Origin of the sequence: Microcoleus sp. Pol10D4, from assembly GCF_036701555.1 — a bacterium.
Classification (GTDB): domain Bacteria; phylum Cyanobacteriota; class Cyanobacteriia; order Cyanobacteriales; family Microcoleaceae; genus Microcoleus.
This window is the reverse complement of record NZ_JAUBRA010000095.1, coordinates 1-18442: the sequence shown is the minus strand read 5'-3', so window position 1 is coordinate 18442 and position 18442 is coordinate 1. Positions and strand designations below refer to the sequence as shown.

General features: G+C 45.5%; 13 protein-coding genes and 1 pseudogene. 8 read left to right on the top strand and 6 right to left on the bottom strand.

What is annotated here, in order from left to right; all coding sequences use genetic code 11:
• The 4 genes and pseudogenes from QUA36_RS28715 to QUA36_RS28700 form a co-directional block, all read left to right on the top strand.
• Nucleotides 1-117 (top strand): annotated as a pseudogene (locus QUA36_RS28715) (helix-turn-helix domain-containing protein); the annotation flags it as partial.
• A gap of 101 nt (nucleotides 118-218) precedes the next feature.
• A complete protein-coding gene (locus QUA36_RS28710; protein ID WP_333459876.1) occupies nucleotides 219-1133 on the top strand; it encodes a transposase in 915 nt (304 codons plus the stop codon).
• Between the two features lie 112 nt (nucleotides 1134-1245).
• Nucleotides 1246-1521, top strand: a complete 276-nt coding sequence (locus tag QUA36_RS28705) for a hypothetical protein (RefSeq protein ID WP_333459875.1) — start codon at nucleotides 1246-1248, stop codon at nucleotides 1519-1521.
• Between the two features lie 462 nt (nucleotides 1522-1983).
• Nucleotides 1984-2955: an IS110 family transposase gene (locus tag QUA36_RS28700; RefSeq protein ID WP_333161517.1), complete on the top strand. Its 972-nt coding sequence runs from the start codon at nucleotides 1984-1986 to the stop codon at nucleotides 2953-2955.
• A gap of 28 nt (nucleotides 2956-2983) precedes the next feature.
• Here the strand turns inward: QUA36_RS28700 and QUA36_RS28695 are convergent, their stop codons facing one another.
• From QUA36_RS28695 to QUA36_RS28685, 3 genes are all read right to left on the bottom strand, one after another.
• Nucleotides 2984-3379, bottom strand: a complete 396-nt coding sequence (locus QUA36_RS28695; RefSeq protein ID WP_333459874.1) for an SH3 domain-containing protein — start codon at nucleotides 3377-3379, stop codon at nucleotides 2984-2986.
• An 80-nt stretch (nucleotides 3380-3459) separates the two neighbouring features.
• Nucleotides 3460-5253, bottom strand: coding sequence for an N-acetylmuramoyl-L-alanine amidase (locus QUA36_RS28690; protein ID WP_333459873.1), 1794 nt, complete (start codon nucleotides 5251-5253; stop codon nucleotides 3460-3462).
• A gap of 169 nt (nucleotides 5254-5422) precedes the next feature.
• Complete coding sequence (locus tag QUA36_RS28685; RefSeq protein WP_333161523.1) at nucleotides 5423-7108, bottom strand: NAD-binding protein; 1686 nt, start codon at nucleotides 7106-7108, stop codon at nucleotides 5423-5425.
• Nucleotides 7109-7429: 321 nt separating this feature from the next.
• Between QUA36_RS28685 and QUA36_RS28680 the strand changes: the two genes are divergently transcribed.
• Nucleotides 7430-8089 (top strand): COP23 domain-containing protein, encoded by a 660-nt coding sequence (locus QUA36_RS28680; RefSeq protein WP_333459872.1) that lies wholly within the window; start codon nucleotides 7430-7432, stop codon nucleotides 8087-8089.
• Nucleotides 8090-8237: 148 nt separating this feature from the next.
• On the opposite strand, the gene bchH is transcribed toward QUA36_RS28680, so the two are convergent.
• Nucleotides 8238-12128 (bottom strand): magnesium chelatase subunit H, encoded by a 3891-nt coding sequence (gene bchH / locus QUA36_RS28675; protein WP_333459871.1) that lies wholly within the window; start codon nucleotides 12126-12128, stop codon nucleotides 8238-8240.
• Nucleotides 12129-12338: 210 nt separating this feature from the next.
• Here bchH and cobJ point away from each other — a divergent pair, with 210 nt between their 5' ends.
• Both cobJ and QUA36_RS28665 read left to right on the top strand, forming a co-directional pair.
• Nucleotides 12339-14114 carry a precorrin-3B C(17)-methyltransferase gene (cobJ, locus tag QUA36_RS28670; protein ID WP_333459870.1) on the top strand — a complete coding sequence of 592 codons (1776 nt, stop codon included), beginning with the start codon at nucleotides 12339-12341 and terminating at the stop codon, nucleotides 14112-14114.
• 517 nt (nucleotides 14115-14631) lie between these two features.
• Nucleotides 14632-15414, top strand: a complete 783-nt coding sequence (locus QUA36_RS28665) for a hypothetical protein (protein WP_333459869.1) — start codon at nucleotides 14632-14634, stop codon at nucleotides 15412-15414.
• A gap of 180 nt (nucleotides 15415-15594) precedes the next feature.
• Here the strand turns inward: QUA36_RS28665 and QUA36_RS28660 are convergent, their stop codons facing one another.
• Nucleotides 15595-16356 carry a DNA polymerase beta superfamily protein gene (locus QUA36_RS28660; protein WP_333459868.1) on the bottom strand — a complete coding sequence of 254 codons (762 nt, stop codon included), beginning with the start codon at nucleotides 16354-16356 and terminating at the stop codon, nucleotides 15595-15597.
• A 45-nt stretch (nucleotides 16357-16401) separates the two neighbouring features.
• Complete coding sequence (locus QUA36_RS28655) at nucleotides 16402-17352, bottom strand: DNA polymerase beta superfamily protein (RefSeq protein ID WP_333459867.1); 951 nt, start codon at nucleotides 17350-17352, stop codon at nucleotides 16402-16404.
• Nucleotides 17353-17686: 334 nt separating this feature from the next.
• On the opposite strand from QUA36_RS28655, the gene QUA36_RS28650 reads away from it, so the two are divergent.
• Nucleotides 17687-18370, top strand: a complete 684-nt coding sequence (locus QUA36_RS28650; protein WP_333458026.1) for a hypothetical protein — start codon at nucleotides 17687-17689, stop codon at nucleotides 18368-18370.
• The last annotated feature ends 72 nt before the right edge of the window (nucleotides 18371-18442 follow it).

Genomic DNA, 18442 nt, shown 5'->3' with positions numbered 1-18442 from the left:
TTAGTCGCCTTGGAATATTGGCGAGAATATCGAACATATTTTCATATTGGGACAAGTTGGGGAGTATCTGAATCAACTATTTGCCGAATTGTAACTGATATCGAATCAACTTTACTGTAGTTTAGACTAAATAAAGATGAGAAAGGTGGCTTCAGAAGAACTAGAGCCACCGCGCTGGGAGAGAATAAGGGTGAAAAGAAAACCTATCCACTCCCTTAATGAACAGTGAACGATTAAAAGACTTTCGTCAAGCAGCATACGAGTTATTAGTGCTGGCGAAAGATGCAACATTCGAGCTGATGGATGCAGTAATGACAACCAGGAATGCGGCTTGTTTGGCGGAATTTTCGCTCAGTCCGCTATTCAATCGTCAATGGTCAAGCGTCTATGAAGCCTTACAAGACTGTAGACCAGACCGGAAAAAACTGATGATGCTGTATCAAGAGCAATTACAGCAGCAAGTACCTAGAACAGAACATATATTAGTGGCAATTGACCACACTGCATGGGCGAGACCTGACGCTCAAACATTAAAAGACAGAACCCATGAATATCAGAAAGGCTGCATTGTTGGACAGGGATATAGTACAATTGCGTGGATACCTGAAGAACAAGGAAGTTGGGCATTACCCCTACTCCATGAAAGAATTAGTAGTGGGTCTTCACCCATACTTCAAGCAGCTTCCCAACTCAAACTTGTTTGCGAACAAAGCGTCAACCCAATATTAGCAGTCTTAGACCGAGAATATGGCAATGCAACTTGGGTATTAGCGCAAGCAGATATTCAAGCTGATTGCTTAATGAGAGTCCGAAAGAATGCTTGTTTTTGGTCAGCACCACCAGCCTATAGTGGTCGCGGTAGACCGCGAAAACACGGGTCCAAAATGAGACTCAATGACCCAACCACATGGCTCAAAGTGGATACTGCGATCGAAATTGACTCTCATCCACAGTTGGGACAAGTCCGAGTCCGTCAATGGCTTGACTTACATTTTTATCGCGCCCCTGAACATCCTGTCAATTTAATTCTCACCCTTAAGACTCAATCCCATGTCAAACGGTCAGCCGTTTCCACCCTTGTGGTTGGCTTGGGTGGGAAAACGAACTCTACCTTTAGAAATAGTTTGGTTTAAGTATTTACGACGTTTTGGAGTGGATCATTGGTATCGGTTTGCCAAGCAAAGATTACATTGGACATTGCCTAACCTGAGAACTCCCTCTCAATGTGAGCGGTGGAGTGATTTAATGCCCTTGATGAGTTGGCAACTCTGGCTGGCTAGGGATTTAGTTAAAGAAAATCGACTGCCTTGGCAATCTGCTACGATCGATTTAACTCCTGGACGTGTTGCCCAATCAATGTTATCGATTTTAGTTGACATTGGTACTCCGACGAAACTACCTAAACCGAGGGGAAAATCTCCTGGTTGGGAAACAGGAAAGGTACGGATATCGGCACCACGATATCCCACTGTCAAAAAACGAGTCTCTCGACGCAAAAAGTCCTCAAGATTAGTTGTTTAATCTCCTCTATTTGGAATTGTTGAGCAATAACTTGCCCGGTGTTGAAAGGCAGGTACTTTTAGATGCGATCGTTTTTTAGTCTAAACTCCAGTTAAAAGAGTTGGTGTAGCGATCGTACCGTCAAGCAGGCGATCGCTCCGTCAAGCAGGCGATCGCTTCATCAAATAGGTGATCGCTCTATCAAGTAGGGGTAAATCTAAAGAAACAAGAAAAATGTAGCGCCTTGGTGCAAGTTTCAGCAGAAAGTGTTGTGATCGGACATCAGAAATCGGTGAAGTTGGCCCGCCCCTTAGACTTTCGCAAGTCTGTTGTGTAGATAAGCTCCCATTACTGATGACAGGCGCACACAAACTGGACAGTATCTTAGGCTCTCGGCATCGTCGGGAAAGCCTGCATTGACTCTCGTTAGTCTTCAATTGCCTGTCGGTTCTTTCATAAATCGGAGTATATTGGGAGCCAAAAATGACATCAACAGTCTTAGGCATAGACATCAGTAAAAAAGACTTTTATGTCTCATTGCTGACTGAAAGCCGTGCGACTAAACCCAAAAAGTTTACTAACAATACTCAAGGGTTTGAGAGTTTACATAACTGGCTCAAACAACAAAGTGTAGTCGCTATCCATGCTTGTATGGAAGCTACTAGCATTTACGGGGAAGCTTTAGCCGAATTCCTCTATGGGGCTGGGTTTCAGGTAAGTATCGTCAATCCGGCCCGGATTAAAGGGTTTGCTAAAAGCGAACTTCTGCGAACTAAAACCGACTCCGTAGATGCAGCACTGATTGCTCGTTTTTGTGCGGCGATGAAACCATCTCTGTGGACACCAACCGCGCCCGAAGTCAAGGAATTACAAGCTTTGTTGCGACGGCTAGAATCAGTCACAGAAATGATGACGAGCGAACAAAACCGTTTGGAAACAGCTACGCCAACTGTTGCTGGCCTTACCCTGGCACACTTAGAGTATCTAAGAGAGCAACAACAACTGATCAAAAAACTGATTAGTGACCATTTTGACCAACATCCACATTTAAAACAACAGCGTGAGCTGTTGACCTCAATTCCTGGCATTGGTGATTTAACAGCTTCTGTATTATTAGCTGAAATTGGTGAGGTTTCTGATTACGATAATGCTCGTCAATTAGCAGCCTATGCCGGTTTAACTCCCAGCGAACGCACTTCTGGGACTTCGGTTAAGGGCAAAACTCGTTTGTCCTGCACTGGCAATGTCCGACTGCGAAAGGCATTATATATGCCTGCGGTAGTGGCGATGCGTCATAACCCGTTACTCAAAGCTATGAGTGAACGATTATTGGGTCGTGGAAAGGTCAAAATGCAGGTGATTGGTGCGCTGATGAGGAAACTGGTGCATTTGGCTTTTGGGATTTTAAAATCCCAAAAGCCTTTCGACCCCAATTATTTGACTGCTACCCCTTGACAGGTCAAGACAGTATCTACGAAATCCCCTATTGCCGCCACCTCTCAAATTGGTCTTCGGAACAGCCATTAATAAATTGATTGTTCACCCAACCGTCAAGGATTGTAAAAGTTTCATTAGGAGGATTACCAGAAAATCTGGCCGCAATTTTCACCCAATTACCTTGTCTGCTGACAGCCCTAACTCCGTCTCCTCTTTTGAGTTTAGCTACAACCGGGTACTTATTGCCTGGGCCCTTGCGAATGTTAACAGCGCCACCTTCACCTGTAATAAACGAGCATTGAGTTTGCTTTTTTAAAGCTTCGGCTTTTGCGGGAGCCAGGCTTTGCTGATTTCCGAAAACAGGAAAACTGTAAAGTGAGAAGCTAAGACTTGCAACGACGGCTGCAATAAAAAAGGCTTTTGATTGAGTAAAAATTAGCATTATTTCATTTCCTGGTATGGACTGAACTGAAGTCCCGATTATAATTTTTTGAGAATGACTTCAGTCCTTACTACTAACTATTATTTGACCGAGGCAAACCATTCGGTAACACCTTGAGCGATCGCCTCGGCTAACTTCTTCTGTTCTGTCGGATTGACAATCCATTCAAACTCTTCGGGATTGATCATAAATCCCAATTCCATTAAAACAGATGGAGCAACGGCAGGACGAGTCATGGCTAAGTTGTTCCAGAATACACCATAACTCGGACGGTTCAACTTGGCAACTAAATAATTGTGCAAAAACATTGCCAAACTGTGCGCTTGCGGGTGAAACCAGAAAGCGCCGACGCCTTTAGTCTTAATGGCATCGCCGTTATCTGGCAAAGCATTGTAGTGAATTGAAATTGCGATCGCAGGTTCTTCTTTTTGAATCATTTCCACCCTGGGTGGCAAATCCAAATCGACATCTTCTACCCGCGTCATTACCACATTCGCGCCCCGATTTACCAATTCCTCTTGCACCAATTTCGACACCGTTAAAGCTACTGTTTTTTCCCTAATTCCCACGGGACTCACAGCACCTCCATCCTCCGGCCCGCCGTGTCCCGGATCGATGAGAATCTTAATTCCCGACAAGGGTTTTGCTTGCGACACAGGCGTCATGCTTGTATTCGCAGGCGGGTTTTTTAAAGACAACACTAAAGTGGTGCCCTCGTATCTCAATTTATATCCCCACTGCTGGGCAGATTTGAGATTAAAAGTATATTGTACTTGCAGTGGCGAGATTTGTTGCCATTCCAAACGCAAAATTACTGGGTCATCAGAGAGGCGAATAATATCAGTTTGAGCGGTAGTATTGTACAGGGTTAAAGTGAAAGTGCGTTCTCCTTCCTGCACGGTGACGGGGACGGGTGTTTCTAAGGGAAATAACACCTCTGTCCAGCCGGAAACTTGACGCGAACTGGCGCTGCGAATAATCGATCGCGGCGGCACTGAATCCTTGACAATTCGCACTTCCGATGCTTTAATCCAAGCACCGTAATCGAGTCTGAGCCATTCTCCCTCGCGCCCAATAATTGTTGCTCGCGTTCCCTTCGGCAGCGGTGTCATCCGAGAAAAATCTGTACTCGCCCCGGTTCTGGCAACACCAGGATCTGCTGTTACTTCGGCTATTTCTAAGTCAACCGGAGAAAGAATAGAAATCTTGCCAGTACCTTGTTGGCTGATAGTTTGATCGTTCATTGTTAGTTCAAACGATGGCACGCCTAAATCAACTGTTTCTCCCTTAGATGAGAGGGCGTTCTCAGGGGTTTTACCGCAGCCTTGATACTGTTGGCTGCCGCCTTTTTTGATCGGGGAATTTGCGTCTAAAAGTACAGATGCGTTGTCGGGTAGTTCGACTTGCGATCGCGCTTTTAAAGGAATAGTAACTCCCGCCAATTTTACCGAAACTTGAGCATTCGCAGGTGCGATCGCCCCAAAGCAAATATATTCCCCCGGCAAACTCGCGACATCGACTTTCGGCGTCAGGGAATCTTTAGCAAAAGCCAATCCTACAGGGGCTACCGGCTGATTCGACTCGCGCGTCACCTTAATTTTGACTTCCTGATTGTCGTAACGCAATGTAAAGACATTTTCGCCGAGTTGCAGCGGAAAAGTCGGGGCGAAATGCCCGGATGCGGTGCGCGAAATTTGGTTGCCATTTACTAACACTTGTCCCGGTGCGGGCGCTGTACCGATTAAAAAGATGCGATCGGCTGTAGTTTTGTGGTTAGCGGGAGGATAAGCGAGAAACAAAGGTTGAGCGGCGACAGCTACAGAGGCGATCGCCACGATCATCCCAAACACAACTAATCCTAAAAATTTTCTCATTCTATATCGCAACTAATTGAGACTCTGTTGGTTATTTATACTAGAACTTGCCCTAAGAAACCGGATTTCAGAGGATTAGTCGTAAGTCTTATTTACTAGACAGAACCCATTTTATCAGGTTTGCAGTTGCAATTGAGCGATCGGCAACATAAATTACGGCGTAAAACCATTAAGTTTTAATTAATTCCGAGGTCGTTCTCCACAGTAGATCCAACCGATTCGCCGGCATCGTCAAATACAAAACATCCCCCGCACTCAGACAACAATTCAGCAAATCCCAGCCGTGGAGAGTTTGACACTTAGTTTCCACATAAAGAGGCACAAAATCAGCAGACTTAGCAGCATCTTGAATGCGCTGGCCGCAGAAAGGATGGTTTGGCGTAATCAATGTGGCCAAGCAAACCCAGAGACTGTCAGCAGTCATTCCATTTCCCAAAATTCGGCCTCCAATTGCCGCCGCCGCAAAAGCAGGAGCCGCCAATTCCGTCGGGTTCAAAACTCCTTCAAACTCAAAAACTTGCTGCACCATCAAAGCAAAATGTGGGTCTTGATTGCGGACAATAACCGATAGTTTGGGTGCCAATCCTTTAGCACTCAAGGCAATTTCAACATTAGACATATCGCTGCTAGTAACAGCCAAAAGTGCTGCCGCTTGCTTAACATTAGCAGCTTCCAGAGTTGCGGGCAAACTGGCACTTCCCTGAATGAGCGGAATTTTCATTGAGCGAGCCGTGCTCAGAAATCGACTGTTCGGATCTTGCTCGATCACCACAATATCGTAACCGTTAGTGTGTAGTTCTTTAGCAATTTGGATACCCATTCCTCCGAGTCCGCAGATAATATAATGATTGCGCTGCGGCACTCGCGCCACATCCCAATATTCGGTAAAGCGAGTTCCCAATACATAATCGTTGAGCAGCGCGTAGCAGATGCCGATGATGCCGGCTCCAACTAACATCATGACAACTGTAAATAGTTTAATGCTTTCAGGAGCTTGTTCGGCCACTTTTTCATAGCCTCCGGCTCCGGTAATCATCCCTACTGAAAAATAAAGAGAATCGACAATTGAGATATGCTTGTCAACACAAATATAGGTGGCAGTAGCAACAGCAATCATTGACAGCAGCGTCAGTACAACAATTACTGCTGCTTGGCTGTGCTGCTGAAATCTGTGCAGCCTAGTTAATGTTTTGAGCAGTTTTGGGATTAAAGTTGTTTGGGGACTGTGGATAGTCGGCTGAGTGGCAACAATTAGCCGATCGCCCTGCTGACACTGCCGATCGGCAAGCACCGCCGATACTAAATCAGTTTTGTTAGCAGCCGGGAGATAATAAATCAACATTCGCGATCGATCGTCCCACAAATCGCTGAGTTTGCGATTTTTCCAAGGATGTGTTTCATCGATATATTCTTCGTGAATCGGCCAAGTGCGATCGAACAAACGTAACTGTCCGATCGCCTGATTTCCGAGAGCCGCAAAGGCAAAAACCGGAGCCGCTAATGATGAAACGCTCATGGAAGTGTGTTCGGGCAAAGTGTGGTCAATTCTGTCGCCCAAGCTAGTATTAAACAATCTGTTAATGGTACGAATCTGAGGATTGAGAATCCTCGCTTGCATCAAAATTGCCAAATTCACAGCATCATCGTCTGCTGCAATTACTAAAGTGTGAGCATTTTGAATGCCTGCTGCCAACAAGGTAGAAGCTGCTTGCAAATTACCGACAACCACATCAGAAGTTTCGCCGCGAATTGGGCGATCGCTAATACCAACCACAATCGCTCCTTGCTGTCTCAACAAACAAAAAATCTTGTGTCCCGTGTGGCCCAACCCGCAAACAATGATTCGAGGTTTCATAAAAAGTTATTTGCCAGCCAATTTCGGAGCTGTCCTTGTAGTTTTACTTACCATTGTTGACTCTCCTGGCTTTGCAGAATGTAGCTAAAAAGACTATCTAGGAAACTTGTGCCGCAGTGGCCTGGAAGTTTTGAAACAAGGACACGGGACTGCCGTCTCCCTAAAGCCGCGTTCCCAAGTTTGGAAAGAAGGACACGGCAGTGCCATGTACCTACAGATATGAGGTGCAACTAACCTAATTTAATATTTGAAAAATATCCGGGTGCGACAGTCAACCAGCGGAATTTGAATAGGTAGGGACACTGCCCTGTCCCTACAACTATGACTTCCTACATAAATTTAGCTGCCTTAGTGGCGGGAGTTATTATGAAATTGACTGCACCCTTATTAGCATCCGCTTTAGTTTTCGCCGGTACTGTCGCCTTTGCAAGCCAAGTGCAAGCAGGTCCAGCCAGCAACTGGAATAACACTAGAACAACATTTCAGTGCGTTACTTCCGGTCGTAATATTGCCACAATTGCGCGGCGGGGAAATGTCACGACAGATCCGATGATTCTGTGGCAATCTACCGAGTTCGGCCGCGAATATACACCTTGGCAGCGCTGTCAAATTGTTTCCAATAGATTGACCAAAGCTGTTGCCCAGAATGGCGGAAAATTGAGCAATTTGCAGTTAACAACAGGAACTCTTAATAACTTGCCAGTAGTTTGTTACGTGAACGGACGGGGGCGCTGCAACTCTCAAAATCTGCTGTTCACCCTAGACAAGCGCAATGCTAAAAATCCCGGTGAAGCTTTAACGAGATTGATTAATTTTGCCCAAGACGGCAGCGGGCCCGTTACAACGTTGAGAACCAGCAGAGGTCCATCGTCTGCACCGCAGTTTGTTCCCTTTGGAGATATGGTCGATCGAGCTTTTAATTCTCCCAATAAGAAACCGTCAGTTCCTGTAGCAAAACCGCAGGGCGATCGAGGTATTTAATCTCCAATTCTACTCATCTACTCGTTACCAGGCTCTGCCTGGTAACGCAGATCCGGAGGCTCTGCCTCCAATTTTCATGGAAGCTGGCGAGGCAGAGCCTCTGGATATCGGTTCCCAGGCAGAGCCTAGGAACAGTTAGCTAAAAAAACTACACTGTTACCCCTTCAATTTTCTCATCTGTTAACTCGTACAACTCGCGCAACTGCTGCAACTTATCCGCATCCGGCAGCCAAAAACCCCGCCCGTTAGCCTCCAACATTCTGCCGACAATATTGCGAAAAGCTTCAGGATTTGCCTCCCGCAACTTCTGCGCCATCTCTTCATCCAAAGCATAAGTATCAGCAGCCTGATCGTAAACCCAACTATCAGTAAAATCAGCCGTTCCACCCCAACCAATTAACGCCGTCATGCGCTGCGAAATTTCATAAGCGCCGCCAGAACCTTGATTTGCCATCGCGTTAGCCCACTTAGGATTTAGCAACTTAGTTCGATATTCCAAGCGCAGCAAATCTTCTAAATTGCGCGGAGTGGTATCCTGAGAAAAACTTTCTACAAAACTCGTGTTAACCTTTTTGCCGCGCTGCTTTTCTGCGGCTTTCTTCAAACCGCCAGTATTCGCATAATACTCTTGAATATCAGTCAAACCGTATTCCACAGAATCAATTTCTTGAATTATGCGATCGCACCCTTGCAACAACTGAGTCAGAACCTCCGGCCTCGCTTCCCCCTTATCCTTCCTCCCGTAGCTAAAAACATTGCGACTTTCCCAAGTTTTCCCCAACTCATCCCCCGATTCCCAACTACCATCAACAACCCTATCGTTAACCAAAGAACCAAAATCCCCAGCCGGATTAGAAAACAACCGTGCCGAATAATTCTGCACACCTTTTGCTTGCAAAATTAAAGCGTGTTTGCGAATAAAATTCTCCGATTCCGGTTCATCAGCATCCGCCGCCCGCACGAACAAATCATCCAACAATTCAATAATATTCACAAAGCTATCACGGAAAATCCCCGAAAGATTTCCCAACACATCAATCCGGGGATGACCGACATCAGCTAACGGTTTTAATTCATAGCGAACAATCCGTCCAGTACCTTCTTTAAGAGGTTCAGCCCCCACCAATTCTAGCAGAATTCCAATAGATTCGCCCCGCGTTTTAATCGCATCCAAACCCCACAACATCACCGCCACAGTCTCAGGATAATTCCCCTGTTCCTCAAGGTGCTTATCAATAATTTTCCGAGCAATTTCGCGCCCCCTTTCATAAGCAGCCGGAGAAGGCATCCGATAAGGGTCTAAAGCGTGAATATTCCTGCCAGTTGGCAACACCCCAGCCCCATCCCGCAACAAATCCCCACCCGGTGCCGGCAGAATATATTCCCCATTCAAACCCCGCAAAAGATTAGTCAACTCATCCGAAGTTTGCAACAACAAATCCCGCACCAACAAACCCTCCTCAAAAACCCCATCCAACCCCTCTTTCTCTTCCTCTCTGCGCCCTCTGCGCCTCTGCGGTTCATTTTCTTCAAAAACCAGTTTTTTCACCTGTTCCTGTGATAACCTCTCCCCAAAATAAGCCTCAAGATAAGAGGTCATTTCCTCAGAATTAGGCGGTTCACCAAGAACGTGCAAACCCGAAGAAAACAAGCGAGATTCCACCACCTGCAAATACTCGTAAAGCTTCACCAAATAGCGGTTAAAAGCATCAGCACTGAACATTCCCACATTTTCAAAACTAAAAGCAATCCCCAACTTGCGAGCCTCATCAAACGGACAATCAGCCTCCAAACCGCTATCTAAAATCTTCTTACAAATAGCCTCTTTCAGCACATAATTTTTCGCCGTATCTTCCCGATATTCGGCAATCAAATCCCGCAAAGCCATCAATTCCTTGTACAAGCCCGCGCGGCCGTAGGGCGGCACGTTGTGAGAAATCAAAACACCATAACCGCGGCGTTTTGCCAACATCGATTCCGAGGGATTGTTGGCAGCATAGATATAAAGATTCGGCAAACTTCCCAAAAGAATATCCGACCAAGAATAGCCAGTATTTCCCAGAGGAGAACCTGGCAACCATTCAACAGTGCCGTGCATTCCGAAGTGAACCACAGCATCAGCTTGCAAATCATTTTGCAGCCACTTGTAAAAAGCAGCGTATTGAGGGTGAGGCGTCAAATCGCGATCGAACATTAAGCGCATCGGATCGCCCGAAATTCCCAGCGGCGGCTGCAAACCTATCCAAACATTCCCCAGTTGAATACCACCGATTTGGAACTCGTCGCCGTCTGTCTTAATGCCCGTACCCGTTAAAGATTTCCACTGTTTTTCAATACGACTTGTTGACAAATACCCCAGCCACTTCTCCAGCTTTTTGACATTAACAGTATTGCCAAACCCTCCCCTCCCATCTGCGTTCATCCCCGTTAATCCGCCCCCATCTGCGGTTGCAGCATCATCCGCCTCTTTCACCCTGCGAATTAACTCCTCCCCGTCAGCCGGAATTTCTCCAACTGTATAACCTGCAGCTTGAAGTTTGTGGAGGAAATTTAGCAGCGATTTCGGTACATTTAATAAAGCAGCCGTACCCGCCGCCCCGTAACCGGGAGGAAACCCGTAGAGAATAATCGCAATTTTCCTTTCAGATGGCGGAGTTTGGCGCAATTTTACCCAATTGTTAATTCTACTTGTCAGGCGTTTCGCGCGATCGGGCACCAGATAAATATCCTCACCCACCAAACCGCCCAGGGGAACAGGATCGATCGCGCCATCCAACTCAGGCAAAGCATACAATACCACACTTTGCAAACCCCCAATCCCCTGACGAGTCCAAGAATGGATATCCTGAATCAGCAGAGGTGCGGACACAAAATAAGGTACATTTTTAGCAGTTAAAATGCGCTTAGCAACTTCCACCTGACGCCCACCTTCCATCGAACCAGCAGGCCCGCCAACCAAAGGAAAGCCAATAGTAGAAACAATCGCATCAACTTCCACAGCATCTTTAGAAAGCGAAAGAGTTTCAATATTGCCTTGTTTTCGGCGCGCAGTTTCATCAGCAGTCGTCATCCAATCCCGCACCGCCACATGACCTTCAACGCCATTGATAAAAATCGGCAAAGGCACAATTCCCGCATCTTCAAAATAGCGAATCAATTGAGGAATATAAGGCTGCTTGGTGATAACGTGCTTGCGGTAAAGCAAAATTCCCACAACAGGGGATTTTTCTACCTCCAATTTTTGAAACCAATTGGTCTCAAATTTTGTGGGGTGGGCACCTTGCCCGCCCCTTGTAGGGTGCGTCGCGGAGAGATTTTCGACCGGATTTGCAGATTCTTCATAGCGACGCACCCTACTGGTTTGATTAGCGAGATACCAATCCAAATATTGCCGAGGCGATTCAAAATAACCATTATAATCAGGATGCAATAAACCCATATTGGGAGTTTCAACAGGCGGCGGAATTTCTGCAACCTTCAGCCCCAAATACTTTTCGGAAATAATCCAAAACATCGAGACAACATTATCCGCACCGCCCGCATTCCAGTAACCATAAATAATCAGCCAGTTTCGCAAATCCTGCACTTTTTGCACCGGCACATACTTTAATAACTTCGGTCCAACCTTCAAAAAGCTGATATAACCAGCCAGCTTATCTTCTTCTCGCCCATTGCTGAACTTATCCAGAATAAACTTAACAGGCTTCGGCATTCCCTTCGGTTTGTCGCCAATTTTAAAAGCACCGATTTGAGTAAGACTCATCAATTCCAAAGCCGACTCAAAAACCAGGCGAATGGGAATATTTTGCACCCTTGGACGCAGCCACATTACCGCATCGTAATCAAACAGCAAACTCCCGAAAAACACATCAGCATTCAAGAGGGCAGCCGCTACAGCGTCCGGTTCGTCTGCGAGGGCGCGATCGCTAAAAACCCGCACTTCCAATCCCTGACACCCAGAAACAGCCAACTCGGCAGCTTTCCGGTACAAATCGGCATTAAAAGATTCAAACCCTGCAATTAAGACAATGCGTTTCACAGCCCAACCTCGAAATATTTGCTTCTTTTAATGATAAACTAATCGCAGAAATGCACAGGCAAGATGCCTGTGCCACTGACAGACAAAACAAAACAGATAAACTTCTGCTTTCTCTTACTTCGCGCCTTCGCGGTTAATCAACTATGTCTTATTAAAGTAAGCACCGATTAAAATAATCCAACCAATCCAAACACAGCCATATTTAAAACCGTGAATCGAGTTCCTCCCGCAATTGTTATCTTAGGTCAAAATAGCCTGCCGATCGCCAAAAAAATCTCCGCACATTTCCCCGGTTCCCAGATTTACGGTTTAATCGATCGCACTTCCAACACAGACATCAACTTTAGCAACTTCGGCGAAACATTGCGGGAATTGTTTGCAACAGAAACCCCCATAATCGCTATCTGCGCTGCCGGAATAATCATCCGCACCCTCGCCCCGCTGCTGTCAGACAAACGCGCCGAACCGCCAGTTTTAGCCGTCGCAGAAGACGGAAGCGCCGTCGTACCGCTGTTGGGCGGTTTGCACGGCGTTAATGATTTGGCCAGAGAGATTGCAGCCGCCCTCGGCGTAAAACCTGCAATTACTACCACCGGAGATATCCGGTTTCGCACCGCGCTACTGAGTCCTCCCCAAGGCTATTATTTGGCGAATCCAGAGGACGCGAAGACTTTTATTTCAAATTTGCTGGCCGGGGCAAAAGTACGCCTAGAAGGGGCTGCAAGCTGGCTTTCCGAGAGCAATTTGCCGTTAGCGACGCCCTCGAAGAGGATCGCCCCCGACGCAAAATTGACTATCCGCGTCACCGAAAAAGCAATTGCGCCAACGCCCGATTGTTTAGTTTACCATCCGCAAATTGTGGCAGTTGCACTCACAAAGCTATCGAATATTGAGCCGGAAATAGCGGTTTCATTTGTCCAGCAAGTCTTGGAAAATGCAGGTTTAGCACCAGCTTCTGTTGCTGGATTTTTTGCATTAAAAGATGAGATGGGAAATCCGGCACTTGAAGCAGTTTCACAATATTTTAAAGTCCCCCTCCGCTTTTTCAATCTATCAGAACTTGTCGAATTAGACTCAATTGAATTTATCGAAAATAAGGCCGCACAAATTGCCCTGACAGCAGCCGGTGCAAACAGTCACTTAATTGAGTCCGATCGCCCAAACGCAGTCAATTGCGCGATCGCCCTGGCCCCCGAACCCATAAATGCTAGCGCGATCGGAATTAGTCGCGGCAAACTGGCGATCGTCGGTACCGGGCCCGGAGGCGCGCCCTGGATGTCCCCGGAGGTTAAGGAAATTCTGCGCGAAGCCACGGATTGGGTGGGTTACAAATTTTATCTCGACTTAGCTGGAACCCTGCGGGAAGGCCAGCAGCGGCACGATTCCGACAACCGCGAAGAGATCGATCGCGCGCGTTTTGCCTTAGATTTAGCAGCATCCGGTAAATCTGTAGCCGTGGTTTCGTCGGGAGATCCGGGTATTTTTGCGATGGCGGCGGCGGTGTTTGAGGCGATCGACTTTGATGCCAAACCCGAATGGCAAGGCATCGATATTCGGGTAGCACCGGGCATTTCAGCCATGCAGGCAGCCGCTGCTGCGATCGGAGCACCCCTCGGACACGATTTTTGCGTGATTTCCCTTTCGGATATTCTCAAGCCCTGGGAGGTCATTGAACAGCGGATTTCGGCTGCTGCGATCGCAGATTTTGCGATCGCATTTTACAATCCGATCTCGAAACAGCGGATTTGGCAACTCTCCAGGGCGATCGAGATTTTGTTGCAAAGTCGCGATGCTAAAACCCCCGTCGTACTAGGGCGAAACCTCGGCCGGCCCGGTCAATCTGTGCGGGTTTGCACCCTCGGCGAATTCCAGCCGGAAGACGCTGACATGAGAACTTTAGTGATTGTCGGTTCGAGTCAAACTCGGATTATTCCCCGCAAATATGGAGAGGTTTGGGTTTACACGCCGCGCAGGTACGAAAAATAAGTAAATCAGCAAAAACTTCGGAAATAAGCAATTGACGGAAAGCTAATTAACTTTGACAAGGAGATATTTTGAGCTCGCTGGAGGGAGTCTAGGTTAACAAATGGCGGCGAATCACTCGACTGGCCTGGTATTTCACCTCCTAGTTGTCACTCTCGATTGATCAGTAATCCTCTTTGATTACAGAAATCCTCGCTACAGAGGAATCTCGGCTTCCGAAGGCCGAGTTTTTCTCGCTGAGATTGAGCGACTTTAGAACTAGACTCAACCCTAGTAATGGTTTCAGCTTCATTTTGGGAGAGATAGAATTTACTTCTCTGTAAATATTTTTTATTATATAGTCACGATAAAACTAAGGGCGATCGAGGTCTGTTAAATTCTTTAACCCTACGGTAATCCTACGGTTACAAAAAGAGGGTCTTCACCAGGAGGAATCTTCTCTGTCTTTGGGTAGACCGATTTTTTTTTTTTTTTTGATAAGCTTCCCTTAAACAAAGCTTAAGATAACGGTTAAGATAACATGAAATTCCAAATTCCTCTAGCTCCTGGGGCTGTAACCCAATTTTTGCTTCGAGTGGTGTCCTCTCTAGTGGTACTATCTTCCTTAAGTCTGATAACCCTGCACTTTTTCCCAGATGCCAAGTTGGCAGGCTTCTTTACAAAGGCATTCAACCTTGATGTCGAGAAGAACATTCCAACCTTATACTCATGTTTGGCACTACTGTTTAGTTCTCTCTTGCTGGGTGTGATCGCCTATGCGAAAAATTTGGATAGCGATCACTACAAGAATCACTGGAAAATTTTATCATTCATATTTTTATTTCTATCTTTAGATGAAGCTGGGAGTTTACACGAAAAGTTGATTGACCCGATGCGAGGCCTGCTAAATGCCACAGGAGTTTTTTACTTTACTTGGATTGTGCCGATCGGTTTTCTGGTAGCGATATTTCTCTTCTCCTACAGTAAGTTTGTGTTGCACCTCCCTGTTTCTACAAAAAAATTGTTTGTTGCAGCAACTGCTCTTTATATTGGAGGAGCAATCGGGGTGGAAATGCTAGGGGGATACGTATCTTCTACAACTGGACAGGAGAATGTATCCTACGTGATAGTAACGACCCTTGAAGAGTTTTTAGAAATGCTGGGCATCGTTGTATTTATCCACGCCTTGATTTCATATATCAAGACATATTTAGGTGGCGTAAGTTGGAATATTTACATCCCAGGAAAAAATACACAAGTTACCGAGCATCAAAATATCGGCCTACCTGCCATGAGCGAACCAGCAAACACGAGATCAAGGTAAATCACTTGAAACCGGGTTTGAGCGCCGAAAATACTGTATTCTGGTGTTTAATGTCGATAAAAAACCCGGTTTCTTTCGTACTGATGCGTGCTGGACTGGAGGTGCTGCGATTTTCGGCGCACCAAACGACTAATATGTAGGGCGCTTGCTACACTAAAGACTAATTAAACGTGGAACAGCTTAGTTCACAGATGACATCCTCACCTTTACCAGAAAATCGCTAAGAGCAACCTTTGCATCAGAATTTGACTGCAAATGACTTGTACTACTTGCATCTACCAATATATTAACCAGTCGAACGCGCTCTTGTCGATAAAACTCGATCTCAGCATCTTCCAGCACCGATTTTTCCTCCCCGCCCAGCTTTCTAGCAATCAAATCGGGAATGTACGACAACTGGAATTTTTCATTTAGTTTTACCAAATTTGCCTCAACTTCCCCAGTTTGCATCAAATGAATCCCTGTCAGCAACACCCGGTAAACATACAGCAGCGGCTTAACCCGACGCGGCTGTTCTTTCTCAAACAATTTCCACTGATTGTGAGCAAAACCGAGATAGTGGTGGCTGTGATGCTTGGTGATGCAATTAGAGGCGATATCTTTTAATTCCTCGTGTTCTTTTGTACTGTAAACTATCAGCGGCGAATACAGTTGTTCTAGCACGTAGCCGTTGCGCTTCAACAGCAACTCAAAAAATTTCTTGATGTCGTGAGTTACTAAATCGAGTTGCATTCCCTCCCGAACCTCAGAAACTTCTATTGTTTCTTGTCCCGAAATCAGTCCAATTACTTTCGGTAGCGGCAAAATGTGTACTCCCCGCAAGTCGAAGTCAGAATCTGCGGAAGGAAAGCCGTATAAGTGCGAACCGCTGACAGTCGCAAACAGCAGCGGGTAAGGTTGAACGGAGATAATTTGGGCGAGATTCGAGATGTATTCTGTCATTTCTTCCAGTCCATGCAGGCGGGCTTTGTTTCACAAGAAGCGATTTCAAGATCCGATTTCGATCGCACCTCTACGAGATTTAATCAAAAACAGGTTCGCTTTCTCGTAATTAGGACGTTCCGGTAAGGAAGTTGCAGCAAAAGCGCGATCGAACTCACCATGCAAACTCAACCGCCAGCGATTCACCTCATCCCAGGATATTTCTTGGTTGCGGATAGATAAAAGTTGCGATCGATAATCCTGCACGCGAACGGGTACAAACCCTTCCTTGAGGACAGTAATTCCTGACAGCAACAAGCGAATTAAGTGCATCGCGTGCTTCCAACGAATTTCCCCAGTATTGCGGAGGTCTTGCTCCATTTTTTTAAATTGAGACAAAACGTAGCTATTGTAAGTTTGATAAACCAATTGAGAAAGAAACATTTCCCGAATTTCCAGCAATTCTTGTGCTACAGGAGAAACAGTTTCTACTAAAGGGGTGTACAAACATTCTAGCACATTTGGATTAGCTTTTAGTGCCAAAACTAGAAATTTTTGCAGTTCCCAATAGCATTCCTGATTTTCCTTGTTTTCCAATTGTTCTGGAATGCCGTAAAGCGACCAATGAAGTATTGCCGGCGGCAGGTAAATTCCGCGTCTGTCTGTATCGGATTGCTCGTTATCAAGACCATAAGCTCTGGAACCAACAATGCAGCGGTAAATTACAGAATCATAGAGGTTGTATTCTGCAAGAAAATCTCCTCCTGACTGCAATCCTTCGCTCTGAAACTGCTTGCGGATACTGAGTTCGTGCCGTCGCAGACTAACTTGTGTTCCGTCTGGGAGTTTGACTAAATATGCGTGGGAATTGTCCGTAGGCGATTGAACGATGACACCTACTAATCCCGGTTTCCAAGATTGGTCACTGGCCGGGTTTTTGACCTCAATTCTGGTGACAATTTGGGTTCCTGCGGGTATGATTAAGTTGAAATTTTGAGGAATATTGGCATTTGCCATGAGGGAACCTCCTGCGGGGACACGAGCTACTATGTTAGTGTAGCATATGTGTAGTATAGAAGGGGTTTTGGGCGATCGGGTCCCACCCCGCAAGGTACGGCTGTATTGTCTGTGTGGGAGATTCTCTAATTCACGATCGATGAGGCATACTACTAGCGGTTTGAGGTCAAGGTATTGAAGATTTTCGAGACGCACCCAACAATTAGCGCGATGCGAAACGGGCAAGCACTAACGGACTTGCCACTGGTGGCGTTATCGCGTACACTATAGCAGGAATTATATATATAGTTGTCAGAGTCAAATATTCGCAAGGCATTTAATTAGAATACGAAAAATGAAAACACAAATTCAAAGAAGTTATAACACAGGATTTGTTTTGACCGAGCCAGAGTTAAGAAGAATTCATCAATTAATAATTGATCAATTCGAGAGACACCTTGGTTCTACTGTAAATATAAAGATGTCTTATGAAATTAAATATAGAAATGGTTCGATATCAGAACCAAATTCCCTTGATACAATTATGGCGCAAGAGAATATTGACTCTTTAGCAATAACATACCTGGGAATTAGATTTACTGATGATAATAATCCATTTTTGTATGATGTTAGATTGCAATTTATCAATCTTGATTTAGAAAAATATGGTTCAGCATCTATATCTTACACAGTTATAGGTAATGATGGAGAGTGGGTGTTCAGGGTTACATCTATACTAGATGAAAGAATCAAGAAAATCAAACGTTTTCGTATCTATACCCCGGATAAGTTTATTAATTTATTGTTGGCTATGATGGTGTCGTTATTTGCATTGATTATTATCGCTTTACCCTCTAGCAAATCCCAGGAGTTAAATAAATTAAAATTAATTGAGCAAAATTATAAAAATGGTAAACTTAAAAACCCTATAGAAGCTTTAATAGAAATCGAAAAATACAAGATAGATGCCAATTATCCTTCGATGCCAAGGAATCCGATTGCAGAAGTCGGAATTATACTAACTTTAATTATTGTATAGTCATTTCAAATAAGTATGAGACACTCTTTATGCACAATAAGCACGAATAACTTCATCAAGAGATGTGTTAGG